We start from the raw sequence: 18,083 nt of genomic DNA, 5'->3' as shown, positions 1-18,083 counted from the left end.
GGCCGGGGCTACAGCGATGTGGCCGAGCGCGCGGCCTGCTCGTACAGGCCGGTAAGCACGCGCAGCAGCCGTGCCAGCTCGCCGATCTCGATGTTCTCCGCGCTGCCCGCCGTGAAGTTGCTGGTCAGGCATTGCTCGCGGATCTCGCGATAGCGGGCACAGGCCTGGGTGCCGGCCGGCGTGGTGGTGTAGGTCGCCTCTTTGCCGACCCGTTCGCCCTCGACCAGCCCGATGCCCTGCAGCTTTTTCAGCGCATAGGTCACCAGGTGCGTGTCTTCCACGTTCAGCACGAAGCAGATATCGGCCAGCCGCTTGGGCCGGGCGCGGTGGTTGACGTGATGCAGCACCAGCACGTCCAGAAAGGTCAGGTCGCGCACGCCGGAGGCGCCCATGCAGCGCACCACCCAGCGGCTGTAGGCGTTATAGGCCGTATTCAGGCCGAACTCGAACTCGGACAACTCGGGGCTGCGCTCGGACACCAGGTGCGAAGACGAGACGATATTGGGCCCGAGCGCGCGCGGCGGCGCGCCCGCTTCCGCCCTGGCGGCGCCCTGCTGCCCGGCATTGTCGTGCTCGGCCGGTACCTGGCCGGCGGCTGGCTTACGAGCCATGTCTTCACTCCTCTCTCGTTGTTGATTCCATGAGCCGGCGTGACACGGGCAATCCGGAGCGACTAGGTATATCCCCGATGGCCTCGCGCACAGATTTGGCTTGACAGTTTATTAACAAATTATGAGGATAAACGCCAAATAAATCCAAGCAAAACATCGGGGACGTGGCAGTGGATTCTGCACGAAGAGAGGGCAGGCAAAACCGTTTACGCACTATCGCGGGGACAACGGACAACCCTTGCGCAGCCTGGTTGCGCCGCGCCGGCGCACTGGCTAGACTCGATCCGAACCCTGCCAAGCGCAACTGATCGCGAGCCAAATGCCCACGGATATCCATACATTACAGACAAAACTTCGCGACGGCACCGCATCGCGTGCCGGCGTGATTGCCGAAGCCGCCCATCTGGCGCGGCAACCCGCGGCGCAAGCCGTCCTGCTCCACCCCACCTTCGACACCGCGGCCGAGACCGCGCGCGCGGCCGATGCCGCCGCGCAGGCCGGCCAGCCATTGCACCCGCTGGCCGGCCTGCCGGTGTCCGTCAAGGATCTGTTCGACGTCACCGGCCAGACCACCCGCGCCGGCTCCCCGGTGCGCGCCGACGCGGCCCCGGCCACGGCCGATGCGACCGTGGTGCGCCGCCTGCGCGAGGCCGGCGCGGCGCTGGTGGGGCGCACCAACATGACCGAGTTCGCCTTCTCCGGCGTCGGCATCAACCCGCATTTCGGCACGCCGGTGAATCCGGCCGATGCCGGCGTGGCGCGCATTCCCGGCGGCTCGTCGTCGGGCGCGGCGGTGTCGGTGGCGCTGGGCCTGGCGGTTGCCGGGCTGGGCAGCGACACGGGCGGCTCGATCCGCATTCCGGCGGCGCTCTGCGGGCTGACCGGCTTCAAGCCGACCGCCCGGCGGGTGCCGCTCGACGGGGCCTTCCCGCTGTCCTATACGCTCGACACGGCCTGCGCGATGGCCCGTTCGGTGCATGACTGCGCGCTGGTGGACAGCGTCATCGCGGACCAGGCCGTGGTGCCGGCCAGCAAGGCCCTGGCCGGCATTCGCCTGGCCGTGCCGCGCCAGTACCTGCTGGACGACCTGGACACCACCGTGGCGCGCGCCTTCGACCGGACCCTGGCCCGCCTTTCCGCGGCCGGCGTGCGGATCGAACAGATCGACCTGCCGGAGCTGGCCGAGCTGCCCGCGATCAACGCGGCCGGCGGCTTCACGGCTGCCGAGGCCTACGCCATCCATCGCGGCACGCTGGCCAGCCGGCGCGAACAATACGATCCGCGCGTGGCCATGCGCATCGAACGCGGCGCCGCCATGGGCGCGGCCGACTATGTGGACCTGATGCGCGTGCGCGCCGGCTGGATCGCGCGCGTGCTGGCGCGCATCGACGGTTTCGACGCGGTGGCCTGCCCCACGGTGCCGATGGTGGCRCCCGCGATCGCGCCGCTGGCGCAAGACGACGCGCTTTTCTTCCGCACCAACGCGCTGCTGTTGCGCAATACCTCGKCCTTCAATTTCCTCGACGGCTGCTCGATCTCCCTGCCCTGYCACCAGCCGGACGAACTGCCGGTCGGGCTCATGCTCTCGCACGGCGCGCTGCGCGACGCGCAGTTGCTGGGCACGGCAATTGCATTGGAGAACATCGTCAAGCCGGCCGCCTGAGGCGCCCGCACCGTGACAAGGCGCTTGCCCGCGTGGCCCCTGAGCCAGTCCGCGCGGGCAAGACAGAGACAGGACAACGGGAAGACAAGGCAAAGACAAGGAAAAGACAAAGGCCCTGCGCGCACGGGACTTGCGCGAGGCGCGCGCAGGACAAGGCAGCCCCCGAAGGCAGCACCCGAAGGCAGCACCCGAAAGCAGAACCGAAGCAGAGCCGAAGCAGAACCGAAGCAGAGCCAAAGCAGAACCCAGGTAGCACCGAAGCAGCAAAAAAACAGAACGAGCCGCAACGACAAACCAGGAGAGATCGATGCAAGGGAAGGCAACACTGAAGTACATGCTGCTGGGCGGGGTGCTCGCCACCGCGTCCATGCTGGCCCCCGTGGCGCAGGCGCAGACCAAGTGGGACTTGCCGACCGGCTACCCCACCAACAACCTGCACACCGAGAACCTGCAGCAGATGGCCAGCGATGTGGAGAAGGCCACCGGCGGCAAGCTCAAGATCGTGATCCATCCCAACGGCTCGCTGCTCAAGGCCAACGAGATCAAGCGCGGCGTGCAGACCGGCCAGGTGCAGATGGGCGAGATCCTGATGTCGCTGCTGGCCAACGAGAACCCGGTGTTCGGCGTGGACGCGGTGCCCTTCCTGGCCACCAGCTACCAGGACTCCTACAAGCTGTGGCAGGCGTCGCGCGCGGTCACCGACAAGGTGCTCGACAAGCAAGGCATGAAATTGCTCTACGCCGTGGCCTGGCCGCCGCAAGGCATCTACGCCAACAAGCCGATCAACGCCGCGGCCGACATGAAGGGCCTGAAGTGGCGCGCCTATAACCCCGCCACGTCCAAGATCGCCGAACTGGTGGGCGCGCAGCCGGTAACCATCCAGGCCGCCGACCTGGCGCAGGCGCTGGCCACCGGCACGGTCAACTCGTTCATGTCCTCCGGCGCCACCGGCGTCGACACCAAGGTGTGGGAGAGCGTGAAGTACTTCTATACGGTGGACGCCTGGCTGCCAAAGAACATGCTGGTGGTCAGCAAGAAGGCCTTCGCCGCGCTGGACAAGCCGACACAGGACGCCGTGCTCAAGACCGTGGCCGAGGCCGAGAAGCGCGGCTGGCAGGTCTCCGAGCAAAAGACGCGCGAATACCTGGCCGTGCTCGGCAAGAACGGCATGGCCGTGCAGCCGCCCTCGCCGCAGCTCAGGCAGGACATGCAGAAGGTTGGCCAGACGATGGTGGACGAATGGGCCAGGAGCGCCGGCGACGACGGCAAGGCCATCCTCGAAGCCTACAAGAAGTAAGCCGGCTTCCGGCGACAAACCAGCGGGCAGCGGCGCAACGGCAAGCGCCCCCCATGTAGCCGCGGCAGCGTTCCAGCCGCCGCGGCCCGCGTCTCTTTTCACCGCATCATCCCTCCTCACCCGCCATGGAAGCTCCTGCTGTCAACAAGCGCTGGCTGGACCGGCTGCTTGACCTGCTCGCCGTGCTCGGCGCGCTGTGCATCCTCGGGGTCTGCATCGTCATGATCCTGATGTCCTTCTCGCGCGAGACCACCATCATCTTCAAGGGCGGCGACGACATCGTCGCCTGGCTTTGCGCCGCCTCCGCCTTTCTCGTGCTCGGCCAGACCTTCCAGCACGGCGGCATCGTGCGCGTGGAAATGCTGCTCGAAGCCGTGAGCCCGCGCCAGCGCTGGTGGCTCGAACTGCTTTCGCTGACCATCTGCGCCGCCTTCGCGGCCTATGCCACCTGGGCCTTGTTCAGCTTCGCCTGGCAGAGCTGGGAAATCGGCGATGTCTCGCAGGGCCAGATCGTGGTGCCCCTGTGGATTCCGCAGAGCTTTGCCGTGCTGGGCTGCGCCGGCTTCACGCTGGCCGTGCTCGACGAGTGGCTGCGCGTGGCGCGCCGCCAGAAGCCCCGCTACCAGCTGGCGCAGGAAGCCAAGCTGGCCGCCGGCGATTTCGGGGAGACCGTCTGATGAGCACCATCCTTGTTTCCCTGGTCCTGCTGGTGGTGATGATCGTCTTCCTGGTGATCGGGGCGTGGATCCCGGTGGCCATCGCCGTCACCTCCTGGGTGGGCCTGGTGGTCTTCGCCGACCACGATGCGCTGGTCAACCTGGCCAACTCATGGTGGTCGTCGAGCGCCTCCTACACCCTGGCCTCGCTGCCGCTGTTCGTATGGATGGGCGAGATCCTGTTCCGCACCAAGCTGTCCGAGCAGATGTTCAACGGCCTGTCGCCATGGCTGAACTGGCTGCCCGGGCGACTGATGCACGTCAATATCCTGGGCTGCGGCATCTTCGGTTCCGTCTCGGGCTCGTCGGCGGCCACCTGCGCCACCATCGCCAAGTCCGCGCTGCCGGAACTGACGCGGCGCGGCTATGACGAGCGCGTGACGCTGGGCTCGCTGTCGTGCGCCGGCACGCTCGGCATCCTGATCCCGCCGTCGATCACCATGGTGGTCTATGCGGTGTCGGCCGACGTCTCCATCATCCGGGTGTTCCTGGCGGGTTTCCTGCCGGGCTTGCTGCTGATGCTGCTGTTCTCCGGCTATATCGTGGTGTGGGCGCTGTCCAACCCGGACAAGACACCGCCGGCCGAGCGCTTCGACTGGCGCTCGCGCCTGGCCTCGGTGCGCCAGCTGATGCCGTGCATGATCCTGATCGCCTTCATCACCTGGATCATGATCACCGGCTATTCCACCGCCACCGAGGCGGCCGCCTACGGCGTGGTGGCGTCGCTGGGACTGGCGTGGATGGGCGGCTCGCTGACGCGCAAGGCGTTCTGGGAAAGCCTCATGTCGGCCACGCGGCTGACCGCCATGATCATGTTCGTGCTGGGCGCCACCTCGTTCCTGTCGGTGACCATGAGCTTCACGGGGATCCCGCGCGCGCTGGCCGAATGGGTGGCTTCGATGCACCTGTCGCCGTGGTCGCTGATCGCCGTGCTGACGGTGATCTATATCCTGCTGGGCACCGCGCTGGACGGCATTTCCATGATCGCGCTGACCACCGCCACGGTGCTGCCGATGGTGCAGGCCGCGGGCTTCGATCTGGTATGGTTCGGGATATTCATCGTGCTGCTGGTCGAGATCGCCGAGGTCACGCCACCCGTGGGCTTCAACCTGTTCGTGCTGCAGAGCATGACGGGCAAGGACAGCAACTACATAGCGCGGGTATCGCTGCCGTTCTTCATGATGATGGTGGTAGCCATCGGCATCATCACCGTGTGGCCCGACCTGGTCACATGGCTGCCCGACGTGGTGATGCAGAAAGAACTGAAGTGACGGCCGCCCCGCGCTGCCGGCAGCATTGCAATGCAGCGGGGGCCGCGGCCCCCAACGGAGTGCCATGCATGTGATCGTCATCGGCGCCGGCGTGATCGGCGTCTGCTCGGCCTGGTACCTGCGCGAAGCGGGCTTCGAAGTGACCGTGGTGGAGCGGCGCGCCGCACCTGCGCAGGAGTCCAGCTTCGGCAATGCCGGCGTGATCGCGCCGGGCTATGTCACGCCATGGGCCGCGCCCGGAATGCCGGGCAAGGTGCTGCGCAACCTCTTCGCCAGCACCTCGCCGGTACTGTTCCGGCCCAGCGCCGATCCGGCCATGTGGCGCTGGATCCTGCGCTGGCTGGGCGAATGCACGCTGGAGCGCTACCGCGTCAACAAGGTGCGCATGCAGCGCCTGGCCTTCTACAGCCGCGAGTGCCTGCACAAGCTGCGCGGCCGGCTCGAGATCGACTACGAGCAATCGCAGGGTTATCTGCAACTGTTCCGTACCCGCCGCGACCTGGACCTGGCAGGGCCCGCCCTGGCGCTGCTGCGCGAGCACGAGGTCCCGCATCGCCTGGTCGATGCCGCGGGTTGCCGGGGCATCGAACCCGGGCTGACCACCGACACCCCGCTGGCCGGCGGCCTGCACCTGCCCGAGGACGAGTCGGGCAACTGCCCGATGTTCGTGCGCCGGCTGCGCGTGCTGGCCGAAGCCGCGGGCGTGCGCTTCGTCATGGACAGCGACGCCGCCGCCCTGCGGCCGCTGCCGGGCGGGCAGCTCGCGCTGGACTTGCGCGATGCCGGCGGCGGCGCCGGCAGCATCAAGGCCGGCGGCGTGCGCGAAACGCTTGCGGCGGACCGCGTGCTGGTGTGCGCGGGCGTCGCCAGCGCGGCGCTGCTGCGCCCGCTCGGCCTGCGCATTCCGCTCTATCCGGTCAAGGGCTACTCCGCCACGGTGCAGGTCAGCGACGAGCTGCAGGCACCGCTGGCCGCGCTGATGGACGAATCGTACAAGGTGGCCATCACGCGCATGGGCAACCGCCTGCGCATCGCCGGCACGGCCGAACTCGGTTCGCGCCGCCTCGACCTGCGCCCCGCCGCCATCAATACCTTGCTCAAGGTCGCGCGTGACTGGTTTCCCGTGGCCGGCCACTACGGCAGCGCCACGCTCTGGGCCGGCGCGCGGCCCATGCTGCCGGACGGCCCGCCGCTGATCGGCGCGACTGCCGTGCCCGGGCTCTTCCTCAATCTCGGCCACGGTTCGACCGGCTGGGCCATGGCCTGCGGCTCGGGCCGCGTCGCCGCCGACCTGATCGCCGGCAACCGCCCCGCCATCGACCTGGACGGCCTGACGCCGGCCCGCTACGGGCTCGGCCCGCGCTGATCATGCAGACACCTTTGCCATTGCCCTCCCGGCCGGCCGATGCCTGGCTGGCGCTTGACGCCGCAAGCCACGGCGAGATCCCGCTCTACGACGTGGCCGCCATCCGCCGCATCGAGGCCAGCGCCATGGCCACGCTGCCCGCATTCGAGCTGATGTCGCGCGCGGGCGCGGCCGCGGCGGACTGGCTGGCGCGGCAAGCGCCGGACGGCCCGCTGCTGATGCTGGCCGGCCCCGGCAACAACGGCGGCGACGCGCTGGTGGCCGCCACCCGCCTGCACCTGGCCGGCCGCAAGGTCCAGGCATGGCTGACAGCCGACCCGGACCGCCTGCCCGCCGATGCGGCACGCGCGTGGCTGGAGGCGCGCGCGGCCGGCGTGCCGCTGCATGCGGTGCCCGAATCCGCCTGCCGCGGCGGCTTGCCGCCGTTCCCCGCCGACACCCGCGCGCTGGTGGACGGCTTGCTCGGCATCGGCCTGAACCGCGCCGCCGACGGCTACATGGCGCAGTGGATCGTCCAGGCGAACGACGCTGGCTTGCCGGTATTCGCGCTCGACATCCCCAGCGGCCTGTTCGCCGATACCGGCGCCGGCGCGCCGGCGGTGCGGGCCTGCCGCACGCTGACCTTCATCGGCGCCAAGCCCGGCCTGCTCACGCTCGATGGCCGCGACTGCGCGGGCGAGGTCGACATCGCCCCGCTGGGCCTGCCCTACCCGCCGGCCGAAGCGCCCTGCGCCATGGTCGGCCTGCCGGCATCGTTCGCCGCAGCGCTGCCCGCGCGCCGGCACGCCACCAACAAGGGCAGCTTCGGCTCGCTGGCCGTGATCGGCGGCGGCATYGGCATGACGGGGGCGCCCTTGCTTGGCGCGCGCGCCGCGCAGCACCTCGGTGCCGGGCGCGTGCATATCGCCTTCCTGGCGCAACCGGCCCCGCTGCTCGATCCCGTGCACCCGGAGCTGATGCTGCACCCGCTCGCGGATATCGAGCTGGCGAACATGTCCGCGCTGGTGATCGGCCCCGGCATGGGCACCGGCGCCGCGGCCCGCAAGCAGTTCGCGCAACTGCTGCACGGCTGCGCCGCGGCCACCGGCGCGCCCGCGCTGGTGCTGGACGCAGACGCGCTCAATATGCTGGCCGCCGACCCCGCGCTGGCTGCCATGCTGGCGGCCAGCCAGCTGCCCCGCGTGATGACGCCGCACCCGCTGGAGGCGGCACGCCTGGCCGGCCTGAGCGTGGCCGAGATCCAGCGCGACCGCCTCGCGGCGGCGCGCTCGCTGGCGGCGCAATGGCAGGCGGTGGTGGTGCTCAAAGGCTCTGGCACGGTGATCGCGGCACCTCCCGACGCAGGGAGCACCCAGGCCCTGTCGATCAATCCGACCGGCAACGCCGGGCTGGCCACCGCCGGCACTGGCGACGTGCTGGCCGGCATGATCGGCGCCCTGCTGGCGCAGGGCATGCCGCCGCTGCAAGCCGCGCAGGCAGCCGTATGGCTGCACGGGCGTGCCGCCGATTTTCTGGTGGCCGAGGGCACCGGCCCCGCGGGACTGACCGCCAGCGAGCTTTACATACCGCTGCGCAGCCTGTTCAACGCCCTGCTGCGGGAGCCGCGCCGCGCATGAACAACGCCACCGATCGCGGCGCACGCCTGGCCCCGCCGGCTCCGGCGAACTCCCCGGCCCGGCGCCAGCTGCTCACCGGCGTTGCGCTGCTGGTGCTGGGCCAGTGGATACTGAGCCTGCTCGACGCCAGCAGCAAGACGCTGACCCATCAGGGCGTGCCGGTGGTCGGCGTGGCCTGGGTGCGCTACGTGGGGCATGTGGTTGCCATCTTCCTGCTGCTGGGGCCGGCACGCTTTCGCGCGCAATGGCGTCCGGTAAAGCCGGGCCTGCAATGGCTGCGCGGCGGGCTGATGCTGGTTTCCACGCTGGTGTTCTTCAGCGTGCTCAAGCTGATGCCGCTGGCCGAGGCCACCGCGCTGAACTTTTGCGCGCCGCTGTTCGTGGTGGCGTTGTCGCCGTGGCTGCTGGGCGAGCGCCCCGGCATCCATGCCCGCGCCAGCCGCTGGACCGGCGTGGCGATCGGCTTTGCCGGCATGCTGGTGGTGGTGCGCCCCGGTGGCGAGYTGAGCGCGACCGGCATTGCGCTGGGCCTGYTGTCCGCGCTGGTGTTYGCGCTGMTGCAGATGCTSACGCGKCGCATCGCCGCSCATGACGCCCCCATGACCACGCTGATCCAGAGYGGCKTSACCGGCGCGGCCCTGACCACCGTGCTGGTGCCCTTCTTCTGGTTCGACGCCGCGCCCACGCCGCTGCAGGCGGTCTTGCTGCTGAGTACCGGCATCACCGGCTCGGTCGGACATTACTTCGTCATCCGCGCGTTCCAGTATGCGGATGCGTCGTTCCTCAGCCCCTTCCTGTACCTGCAGATCCTGTCGGCCACCACCATCGGCTACCTGGCCTTCGGCCAGCTGCCGGACTGGATCACGGCACTGGGCGTGGCGGTGATCTGCGTCGGCGGCGTCTGCGTGGCCGGCGGCGAATCGGCGCTGCGCGCGGTGGCGCGGCGGCTTGGACGCGCGCAGTGAGTGTCAGCCAGGCGCCGACAGCGCGCCATACCCCCATTTGGTAGTGTTTCCGAATCCGCAGCAATGCTGTCTATTCCCGCTATTTGCCAAAGCCGCGTCAAGCGGGAGCGCTATACTTGAAAGCGGCTTCCGCCGGCCGGTCTCCGTACTGCATACCCAAGAATCTCCAGAGAATCACGCACGCATGCCCACCGATCTCCACGCCTGGCACTCTCTCCTGCAGCATCATGAAGCGATCCGCGAAACACCGATGCGCGACTGGTTTGCGGCCGGCGATGCAGGCCAGCGTGTCGCCCAGTTCTCACTGGAAGCGGCCGGCCTGTATCTCGACTATTCCAAGAACCGCATCACGCCGCAGACCGTTGCCCTGCTGATGCAGCTGGCCGACGAGGCTGGCGTCCCCGGGCGCCGCGACGCCATGTTCGCAGGCGACCACATCAACGCCACCGAAGACCGCGCCGTGCTGCACATCGCGCTGCGCGCCGAATGCAACTCTGCGTTCAAGGTCGACGGCAAGCCGGTGATGTTCGCGATCCATGACGTACTCGAGCGCATGCGCGCCTTCTCCGGGCGCGTGCGCAGCGGCGAGTGGACCGGCGCCACCGGCAAGCGCATCACGGACGTGATCAACATCGGTATCGGCGGCTCGGACCTGGGCCCGCGCATGGTGTGCCGGGCGCTGTCGCACCTGGCCGGCGGCGGGCCGCGCATGCATTTCGTCTCCAACGTGGACGGCACCGAACTGGCCGAGACGCTGGAGCGCCTGGACCCGGAACAGACCCTGGTGATCGTCTGCTCGAAGACGTTCACCACGCTCGAGACCATGGCCAACGCCAACAGCGCGCGCGAGTGGTTCCTCGCGCGCGGCGTGAACCAGGCGCAACTGGCCAGCCATTTCGCCGCGGTGTCGACCAATGTGGAAGCGGTGCGCGCCTTCGGCATCGACCCGGCCCATATGTTCGAATTCTGGGACTGGATCGGCGGGCGTTTTTCGCTGTGGTCGTCGGTGGGGCTGTCGATCGCGCTGGCGGTCGGCTTCGACGCCTTCGCCGACCTGCTGGCCGGCGGCCGCGCCATGGACGCGCATTTCGCCAGCGCGCCGCTGGAACGCAATATGCCGGTGGTGCTGGGCATGCTCGGCATCTGGTACCGCAACTTCTTCGGCATGCCGACCAGTTGCATGGCGCCCTATTCCACTTCGCTGGAACTGTTCCCCGCCTTCCTGCAGCAACTGGAGATGGAGAGCAACGGCAAGTCGGTCCAGCTGGATGGGCGCAATGTGCGCGCGCATACCGCCCCCGTGGTCTGGGGTTCGGCCGGCACCAACGGCCAGCACGCGTATTTCCAGCTGATTCACCAGGGCTCGCAGATCGTGCCGGTGGATTTCGTGGCGCCGCTGCGGCCGCCGCGCGAGCTGCCCGGCCACCATGCCAAGCTGCTGGCCAACTGCTTCGCGCAAGGCGAGGCGCTGATGCGCGGGCGCAGCGCCGAGGAATTGCGCGCCGGCGGCATGCGCGACGAGCTGCGGATCGCGCATATGGTGTTCGAGGGCAACCGGCCCAGCAATACGCTGCTGATCGAAGACATCACGCCACATACGCTGGGCGCGCTGATCGCCCTCTATGAACACCGCACCTTCGTGCAGGGCGTGGTCTGGAACATCAACTCGTTCGACCAGTGGGGCGTGGAGCTTGGCAAGATCCTGGCCAAGCCGATCGAGGCAGAGCTGACAGGCACCGCGGCCGCGCCGGCGCAGCACGATGCCTCCACCAGCAACCTGATCGCTCGGGCGCGCGCCGCGCTGGGCCAGCCCTAGCCCGCGCCTGCCGGCCGGCCTGCGCGCGGCGCGGGGTCAGACCGGCGCGCTCATCCATTCGTCCCTGGCCACGCGCCCTGCCTCGATGGTCAGGATGCGCCCGCAGCGCGCCGCCACCGAGCGGTCGTGCGTCACCAGCACCAGGGTCGAGCCGGCGTCGCGGTTCAGCTCGAACATCAGGGCGATCACAGCCTCTCCGGTGGCCGTGTCGAGGCTGCCGGTGGGCTCGTCGGCGAACAGGATATCGGGCCGCGCGACGAAGGCGCGCGCAAGTGCAACGCGCTGCTGCTCGCCGCCGGACAGCGTGCGCGGATAATGGGAAAGCCGCCCGCCCAGGCCAACGCGTTCCAGCATGTCGGCGGCGCGTTCGCGCACGCTGGTGGTTTCCCCGCRCAGTTCGAGCGGCAGCATGACATTCTCCAGCGCGTTCAGGTGGCCGACCAGCTGGAACGACTGGAACACAAAGCMCACATGGCGTCCGCGCTGCGCCGCGCGCTGGTCTTCGTCGAGCTCGAACAGGTCCTGCCCGTTGAGCCTGACGGTGCCCGTGGTGGGCAGGTCCAGGCCAGCCAGCAGGCCCAGCAGGGTCGACTTGCCCGAGCCGGAAGCGCCGACGATGGCCAGCGTCTCCCCGGGCGTGACGGAAAACGTGACGTCATGCAAAATCGTCAGCGAACCGGTCGTGTCGGCAACGGTCTTTCCTAGTGACTCGACAGCAAGAATGGAAGAAGACATGAGCAAGAAGTTCTGGTGCGGTTGGCGCAAGCTGGCGCTGGCGCTATGTGCTGCCAYGGTGTTGCCCGTCACCGCATCGGTGGCGCACGCGGCAACGCAGGCGCCGGCCATCCTGGTGCTGGGCGACAGCCTGTCCGCCGAATACGGCATCGCGCGCGATGCGGGCTGGGTCAAGCTGCTGGAAACGCGGCTGCGCACAGAGCGTCTCGATTATAGCGTCGTGAATGCCAGCATCAGCGGCGAGACCACCGTGGGCGGCAAGACCCGCCTGCCCGACCTGCTGGCCCGGCACCATCCGGCCGTGGTGATCGTCGAGCTCGGCGCCAACGATGCGCTGCGCGGCCTGCCGCTGCAGACCACCGAGGCCAACCTGCGCAGCATCGTCAGCGGCGCGCAGCAGGCCAAGGCCAGCGTGCTGCTGGTCGGCATGCGCATCCCGCCCAACTACGGGCCGGACTATACCGAGCGCTTCTTCGCGCTCTATCCCAGACTGGCCAGCGAGTACAAGACGCGGCTGGTGCCATTCCTGCTCGAGCACGTGGTGAGCAAGCCGGACTGGTTCCAGCAGGACCGCATCCATCCCACCGCGCAGGCCCAGGGCACCTTGCTCGATACGGTGTGGCCGCAGCTCAGGCCCCTGCTCAAAGGGCCCGCGGCGCGCACCGCCGGACGCTAGGGATTGCCGTGGCATCGGGCCTGCGCGCAGCGCCGGGCCGCCTGAAACGAGAAGAGGCGCCACATGGGCGCCTCTTCTCGTTTGCTGCGATGCCGGTGTTACTGCGCGGCGGCACCGCTGGCTGAACCTGCGTCCGCGGCCGCCGCGGGCTTGAGGACCTTCACCTTCGCACGGGCCTTCAGGCTGTCGTAGAAGGCTTCCAGTTCGGTCTGGCCGGCCATCTGGGCCAGTTGCTGGGCTTCGCCCTGGCGCTGCGCGGCGTCGGCCTGCGCGGGCTGGCTGATCTTGGTGATGCGGTAGATCGCATAGCCATCCGCGCCCAGGTCCACCCCGACCAGCGCGGGCAGCTTGGCGACATCGGCGCGCATCACGGCCTCCAGCGCCTTCGGCTGCAGGCCGCCGGCCTTGGCACGCGAGACCGTGACCGCGGCGCCGAAGCCCTCGGCGCTTGCGCTCTTCTTCAGCGCCTCGAGGCGGGCCGCGCCTTCCTTGTCGGCCAGCTCGGCTGCCTGCTGCGCGATATAGCCTTCGCGCACCTTGGCCTGCACCTCCTCGAACTTGCGCGTGGTGGCCGGACGGTAGTCGACGATGCGCGCCGCCACCAGGGTGTTGGGCGCCACCTGCACGGCTTCCGTATTGCGCTTGCTCTTGATCGAGTCGTCGCTGAACAGGGCCTTGAGCAGCTTCTCGTTGTTGAGCGGGCTCTGCGCACCCAGCGCCGGGTTGGGCTCGCGCGTCACGTTGTCGGCGCTCTGGATGGCCAGCTTGAACTTCTCGGCCGCCGGCTTGAAGCTGTCCGACTGTTCATAAACCGTGTTGCCGAACGAATCGGCCAGCTCGGTGAACTTCTTGGCGGCCAGTTGCTTGCGCAGTTCGGCTTCCAGTTCGGTGCGGACCTGGTCGAGCGGCTTGGTCTCGGCCGCCTTGATGCCGGTGAGCTTGATGATGTGGTAGCCGTAGTCGGTCTCCACCACGTCGCTGATCTGGCCGTCCTTGAGCGCGAACATGGCGTCCTCGAACGGCTTGACCAGCGCGCCGCGGCCCATGAAGCCGAGGTCGCCGCCCTTCTCCGCCGAGCCCGGGTCCTTCGATTCCTTGCGGGCCACGTCGGCGAAGGATTCGGGGTGCTTGCGCAGGTCGTCCAGCAGCTTGGTGGCCTTGTCCTTGGCGGCCTTGCGGTCCGCCGCCGGGGCATCCTTGGCGGCGGCGATCAGGATATGGCTGGCGCGGCGCTGCTCGTCGGTGCGAAAGCGCGCGATATTGCTGTCGTAGTAGGACTTGAGCTCATCGGGCGTGACCGCCAGCGACGCGGCCAGCGCATCGGCCGACAGCACGAGGTAGTCGACCTTGGCCTGCTCGGGCACGGCGAACTGGGCCTTGTGGCTTTCGTAGAACGCCTTCAGCGCGGCATCGTCCGGGTTGACCTTGGCGGCGAAGTCGGCGGGCTTGAACTGCAGCACCTGCACATCACGCTGCTGGTCGCGGATGGCGATCAGGCGGTCGAGCAGTGACTTGGGAACGAAGGCGGTACCGCCGATCGAGCCGCCCAGCTGCTGCGTGGCGAGATCGAAACGCATGCGCGCGTCGAACTGCTCGGGCGTCATGCCCTGCTGGGCCAGCAGCGCGACGTAAGCCTTGTCGTCGATGGTGCCGTCCTTCTTCTTCGGCAACTGCGCGATGGCCGGGATGCTGCTGATGCTCTCGAACAGGCGTTCGTTGGAGACGGTCAGGTGCTTGCTGGCGACCTCGTTGGCCACCACGCGTTGCAGGATCAGCTGGTCGAGCACCTGCTGGCGGGCCTGCGTGCCTTCGAACTGGCGCGGGTCATAGTTGGTGCCGAGCACCTGGCGCATGCGCTCGCTCTGGTCGCGCACCACGTTGTCGACTTCCTGCGTGGTGATCGCGCGGCCGTCGACCTTGGCTGCGTCGTGCGAGCTGTCCATGAAACGCGAGTAGCTCTCCACGCCGAAGAACACAAACGACGGGAAGACAAGCACCAGCAGCAGCAAAAGCATCAAGCGCCGGTTGTTGCGAACGAAATCAAGCATGCTGACTCAGGAAAAGGGTTGGTACGAACGGCAAACTCCGGGATTCTATCAGGAGCGGCAGGCTTCACGTGATTTGCGGGTGCCGCGCTCGCCTGGCGCATCACGGCAGCGCGCGGCGAATGGAGGTTTGCGCGAAGGCGGCAGGCGCAGAAAAGCAAAACGGGCCGCGAAGGGCCCGTTTTGCTGACTGCGTATATCTGGCGGAGTGGACGGGGCTCGAACCCGCGACCCCCGGCGTGACAGGCCGGTATTCTAACCAACTGAACTACCACTCCTGGATTCGGTGCGGCTGCATGCGCCGGTGGTGTGGCTTGTCTTGCGGCAGGAGCGATGGTGGGTGCTGAGGGGCTCGAACCCCCGACCTACGCCTTGTAAGGGCGCCGCTCTACCAACTGAGCTAAGCACCCGCTCGTACCGCAGCCACACTGCATGCTGCAAGCATCGCCGCGCACATATCAGAGCATTTACTGCTGTTTGCGTTGCRAGGCCGCAAGTGTAATACAGGCTTTGGCCTTTTGCCAAGCATTCTTCGCGCTAGCGTCGAACAGCGCGAAGGCCGCATGAATACCCCTGAAAACAGGGGTCGGCGCGCAATGAAAAAACGCCGCGGGCGTGACCCGCGGCGTCTTCCATTGCTGCCATCCTGCGAGGCCCCGAACGGCGAGCCCCGGCGATCCCGGTGAGATCTCAGTGGTGGATCATCTCGACTTTGGCAGCAGCCTTGTCCGCCACGTCGGCGGGCTTGGCCACATCTTCGGTCAGCGGCTCGGGCTTGCGCTCGAGCGCGAGTTCCAGGACCTTGTCGATCCAGCGCACCGGGACGATCTCGATGGCGTTCTTGACGTTGTCCGGAATCTCCGCGAGATCCTTCACATTCTCCTCGGGGATCAGCACCAGCTTGATGCCGCCGCGATGGGCCGCCAGCAGCTTCTCCTTGAGGCCGCCGATCGGCAGCACTTCGCCGCGCAGCGTGATCTCGCCGGTCATGGCCACGTCGGCACGCACGGGAATGCCCGTCAGTACCGATACCAGCGCCGTGGTCATCGCACCGCCGGCCGAAGGACCATCCTTGGGAGTGGCGCCTTCGGGCACGTGGATGTGGATGTCGCGCTTCTCGAACATCTCGTCCGTAATGCCCAGACGACGTGCCCGCGAGCGCACCACCGAGCGTGCTGCCTCGACCGATTCCTTCATCACGTCGCCCAGCGAGCCGGTGCGGGTGATGTTGCCCTTGCCCGGCATGATCGCGGCTTCGATGGTCAGCAGATCGCCGCCCACTTCCGTCCACGCCAGCCCGGTCACCTGGCCCACCTGGTTTTCCTTGCCGGCCAGGCCGAAGTCGTACTTGCGCACGCCGAGGAATTTGTCCAGGTTCTCCGAGGCTACCTTGACCGTGCCCGATTCCTTCTTGAGCAGCAGCAGCTTCACCACCTTGCGGGCGATCTTCGACACTTCACGCTCGAGCGAACGCACGCCCGCTTCCCGCGTGTAGTAGCGGATGATGTCGCGCAGGGCTTCTTCGCTGACTTCGATCTCGCCTGCCTTCAGACCATTGTTCTTGATCTGCTTGGGCAGCAGGTAGCGCTGGGCGATGTTGACCTTTTCCTCTTCGGTGTAGCCCGAGAGGCGGATCACTTCCATGCGGTCCAGCAGCGGCGGCGGGATGTTCAGCGAGTTGGAGGTCGCCACGAACATCACGTCCGACAAGTCGAAGTCCACTTCGATGTAGTGGTCCTGGAACGTGTGGTTCTGTTCCGGGTCCAGCACCTCGAGCAGCGCCGACGACGGGTCGCCGCGGAAGTCCATGCCCATCTTGTCGATTTCGTCGAGCAGGAAGAGCGGGTTGCGCACGCCGACCTTGGACAGGCTCTGCAGGATCTTGCCCGGCATCGAGCCGATGTAGGTACGGCGATGGCCGCGGATCTCGGCCTCGTCGCGCACGCCGCCGAGCGCCATGCGCACGAACTTGCGGTTCGTGGCGCGCGCCACCGACTGACCGAGCGAGGTCTTGCCCACGCCGGGAGGCCCGACCAGGCACAGGATCGGCGCCTTCACCTTGTCCACGCGCTGTTGCACTGCGAGGTACTCGAGAATGCGTTCCTTGACCTTCTCCAGGCCATAGTGGTCTTCGTCCAGCACGCGCTCGGCGTTGGCGAGGTCGTTGTTGACCTTGCTCTTCTTGCGCCACGGCAGGTTGACCAGCGTGTCGATGTAGTTGCGCACGACGGTGGCTTCGGCCGACATCGGCGACATCAGCTTGAGCTTCTTGAATTCGGCGTCGGCCTTCTTCTTGGCTTCCTTCGGCATGCGCGCAGCCTTGATGCGCTTGTCGAGTTCTTCCAGGTCGGCGCCTTCTTCGCCCTCGCCCAGTTCCTTCTGGATGGCCTTGACCTGCTCGTTCAGGTAGTACTCGCGCTGGCTCTTCTCCATCTGGCGCTTGACGCGGCCACGGATGCGCTTCTCGACCTGGAGGATGTCGATCTCGCCTTCGAGTTGCGACAGCAGGCTTTCCAGGCGTTCGGTGACGTTCACCATCTCCAGGATCTTCTGCTTCTGCTCGAGCTTGATCGGCAGGTGCGCGGCGATGGTGTCGGCCAGGCGGCCAGGCTCGTCGATGCCCGACAGCGAAGTCAGGATCTCGGGCGGGATCTTCTTGTTCAGCTTCACGTACTGGTCGAACTGCGACACGATGGCGCGACGCAGCGCCTCCGTCTCGGCGGTCTCGACCGGGCCCGGCGGCACGGGCACGGCTTCGCACATGAAGTGCGAGTCGTCTTCGCTCACTTCGCGGATATTCGCGCGCTGCGTGCCTTCCACCAGCACCTTGACGGTGCCGTCGGGCAGCTTGAGCATTTGCAGGATATTGGCGATGCAGCCTACCTCGTAGAGGTCGTCGGCGGTCGGCTCATCCTTGGCCGCCGTTTTCTGGGCTACAAGCATGATGCTCTTGCCCGACTCCATCGCAGTTTCAAGCGCCTTGATGGACTTCGGACGTCCCACGAACAGTGGGATCACCATGTGCGGAAACACCACCACGTCGCGCAACGGCAACAGTGGGAGGCGAATCGGCTCAGCCGGGAGGAGTTGTGTTCCGGACATCATTTTCCCCAGTCAGTCATTTAGGCGTAAATTGGGTCGCATGAATCGATTGCAAGACAGGCGTCGCCAACGATTCATGACCCCGTGCAAATGCTGCTTGCCTCACTTGCAGGACCCGTCCAAACAGCATACCCCCGTTTCCTCCCCTTCGTTTTACGAAAATGAAGAAAAAAAGCCGCTCGCTTTTCGCGAGCGGCCTTTCGG

General features: G+C 67.4%; 14 protein-coding genes and 2 tRNA genes. 9 read left to right on the top strand and 7 right to left on the bottom strand.

From position 1 onward, the window contains the following. Window positions 1-8 precede the first annotated feature (8 nt). Complete coding sequence (locus AC1DO7_RS02700) at window positions 9-611, bottom strand: winged helix DNA-binding protein (RefSeq protein WP_441615795.1); 603 nt, start codon at window positions 609-611, stop codon at window positions 9-11. 319 nt (window positions 612-930) lie between these two features. Here AC1DO7_RS02700 and AC1DO7_RS02695 point away from each other — a divergent pair, with 319 nt between their 5' ends. The 8 genes from AC1DO7_RS02695 to pgi all read left to right on the top strand — a co-directional run bounded on the left by AC1DO7_RS02695 (window position 931) and on the right by pgi (window position 11,321). Continuing rightward, window positions 931-2,274: an amidase gene (locus AC1DO7_RS02695; protein WP_477115762.1), complete on the top strand. Its 1,344-nt coding sequence runs from the start codon at window positions 931-933 to the stop codon at window positions 2,272-2,274. A gap of 334 nt (window positions 2,275-2,608) precedes the next feature. Then, window positions 2,609-3,571 (top strand): TRAP transporter substrate-binding protein, encoded by a 963-nt coding sequence (locus AC1DO7_RS02690; protein ID WP_441616494.1) that lies wholly within the window; start codon window positions 2,609-2,611, stop codon window positions 3,569-3,571. Between the two features lie 125 nt (window positions 3,572-3,696). Further along, window positions 3,697-4,248 carry a TRAP transporter small permease subunit gene (locus AC1DO7_RS02685; protein WP_441615799.1) on the top strand — a complete coding sequence of 184 codons (552 nt, stop codon included), beginning with the start codon at window positions 3,697-3,699 and terminating at the stop codon, window positions 4,246-4,248. After that, window positions 4,248-5,558, top strand: coding sequence for a TRAP transporter large permease (locus AC1DO7_RS02680; RefSeq protein ID WP_441615801.1), 1,311 nt, complete (start codon window positions 4,248-4,250; stop codon window positions 5,556-5,558). The genes AC1DO7_RS02685 and AC1DO7_RS02680 overlap by 1 nt, the downstream gene beginning before the upstream one ends. 64 nt (window positions 5,559-5,622) lie before the next feature. Next, entirely contained in the window at window positions 5,623-6,924 is a 1,302-nt protein-coding gene (locus tag AC1DO7_RS02675) for a D-amino acid dehydrogenase (protein WP_441615803.1), read from the top strand. Window positions 6,925-6,926: 2 nt separating this feature from the next. Further along, entirely contained in the window at window positions 6,927-8,540 is a 1,614-nt protein-coding gene (locus AC1DO7_RS02670; RefSeq protein WP_441615805.1) for an NAD(P)H-hydrate dehydratase, read from the top strand. Beyond that, window positions 8,537-9,505, top strand: a complete 969-nt coding sequence (locus AC1DO7_RS02665; RefSeq protein WP_477115761.1) for a DMT family transporter — start codon at window positions 8,537-8,539, stop codon at window positions 9,503-9,505. The genes AC1DO7_RS02670 and AC1DO7_RS02665 overlap by 4 nt, the downstream gene beginning before the upstream one ends. A gap of 184 nt (window positions 9,506-9,689) precedes the next feature. After that, complete coding sequence (pgi, locus tag AC1DO7_RS02660) at window positions 9,690-11,321, top strand: glucose-6-phosphate isomerase (protein ID WP_441615809.1); 1,632 nt, start codon at window positions 9,690-9,692, stop codon at window positions 11,319-11,321. Between the two features lie 36 nt (window positions 11,322-11,357). Here the strand turns inward: pgi and AC1DO7_RS02655 are convergent, their stop codons facing one another. Continuing rightward, a complete protein-coding gene (locus AC1DO7_RS02655) occupies window positions 11,358-12,056 on the bottom strand; it encodes an ABC transporter ATP-binding protein (RefSeq protein WP_477115760.1) in 699 nt (232 codons plus the stop codon). On the opposite strand from AC1DO7_RS02655, the gene AC1DO7_RS02650 reads away from it, so the two are divergent. Then, window positions 12,055-12,732, top strand: a complete 678-nt coding sequence (locus tag AC1DO7_RS02650; RefSeq protein ID WP_477115759.1) for an arylesterase — start codon at window positions 12,055-12,057, stop codon at window positions 12,730-12,732. The genes AC1DO7_RS02655 and AC1DO7_RS02650 overlap by 2 nt on opposite strands. 98 nt (window positions 12,733-12,830) lie before the next feature. On the opposite strand, the gene AC1DO7_RS02645 is transcribed toward AC1DO7_RS02650, so the two are convergent. From AC1DO7_RS02645 to AC1DO7_RS02625, 5 genes are all read right to left on the bottom strand, one after another. Then, the gene (locus AC1DO7_RS02645) at window positions 12,831-14,780 is read right to left on the bottom strand and encodes a SurA N-terminal domain-containing protein (protein ID WP_441649678.1); all 1,950 of its coding nucleotides are present in this window, start codon (window positions 14,778-14,780) and stop codon (window positions 12,831-12,833) included. A gap of 198 nt (window positions 14,781-14,978) precedes the next feature. Further along, a tRNA-Asp gene (locus AC1DO7_RS02640) sits at window positions 14,979-15,055 on the bottom strand. Between the two features lie 56 nt (window positions 15,056-15,111). Continuing rightward, a tRNA-Val gene (locus tag AC1DO7_RS02635) sits at window positions 15,112-15,187 on the bottom strand. 280 nt (window positions 15,188-15,467) lie between these two features. After that, the gene (gene lon, locus AC1DO7_RS02630) at window positions 15,468-17,879 is read right to left on the bottom strand and encodes an endopeptidase La (protein WP_441616496.1); all 2,412 of its coding nucleotides are present in this window, start codon (window positions 17,877-17,879) and stop codon (window positions 15,468-15,470) included. A 16-nt stretch (window positions 17,880-17,895) separates the two neighbouring features. Next, the coding region (locus AC1DO7_RS02625; protein ID WP_477115758.1) for a hypothetical protein at window positions 17,896-18,083 on the bottom strand (188 nt) is incomplete at its 5' end.

The organism is Cupriavidus sp. 05N40 (assembly GCF_056397305.1).
Note: the sequence above shows the minus strand (reverse complement) of the source record. Positions and strands in the feature narration are given on the sequence as shown.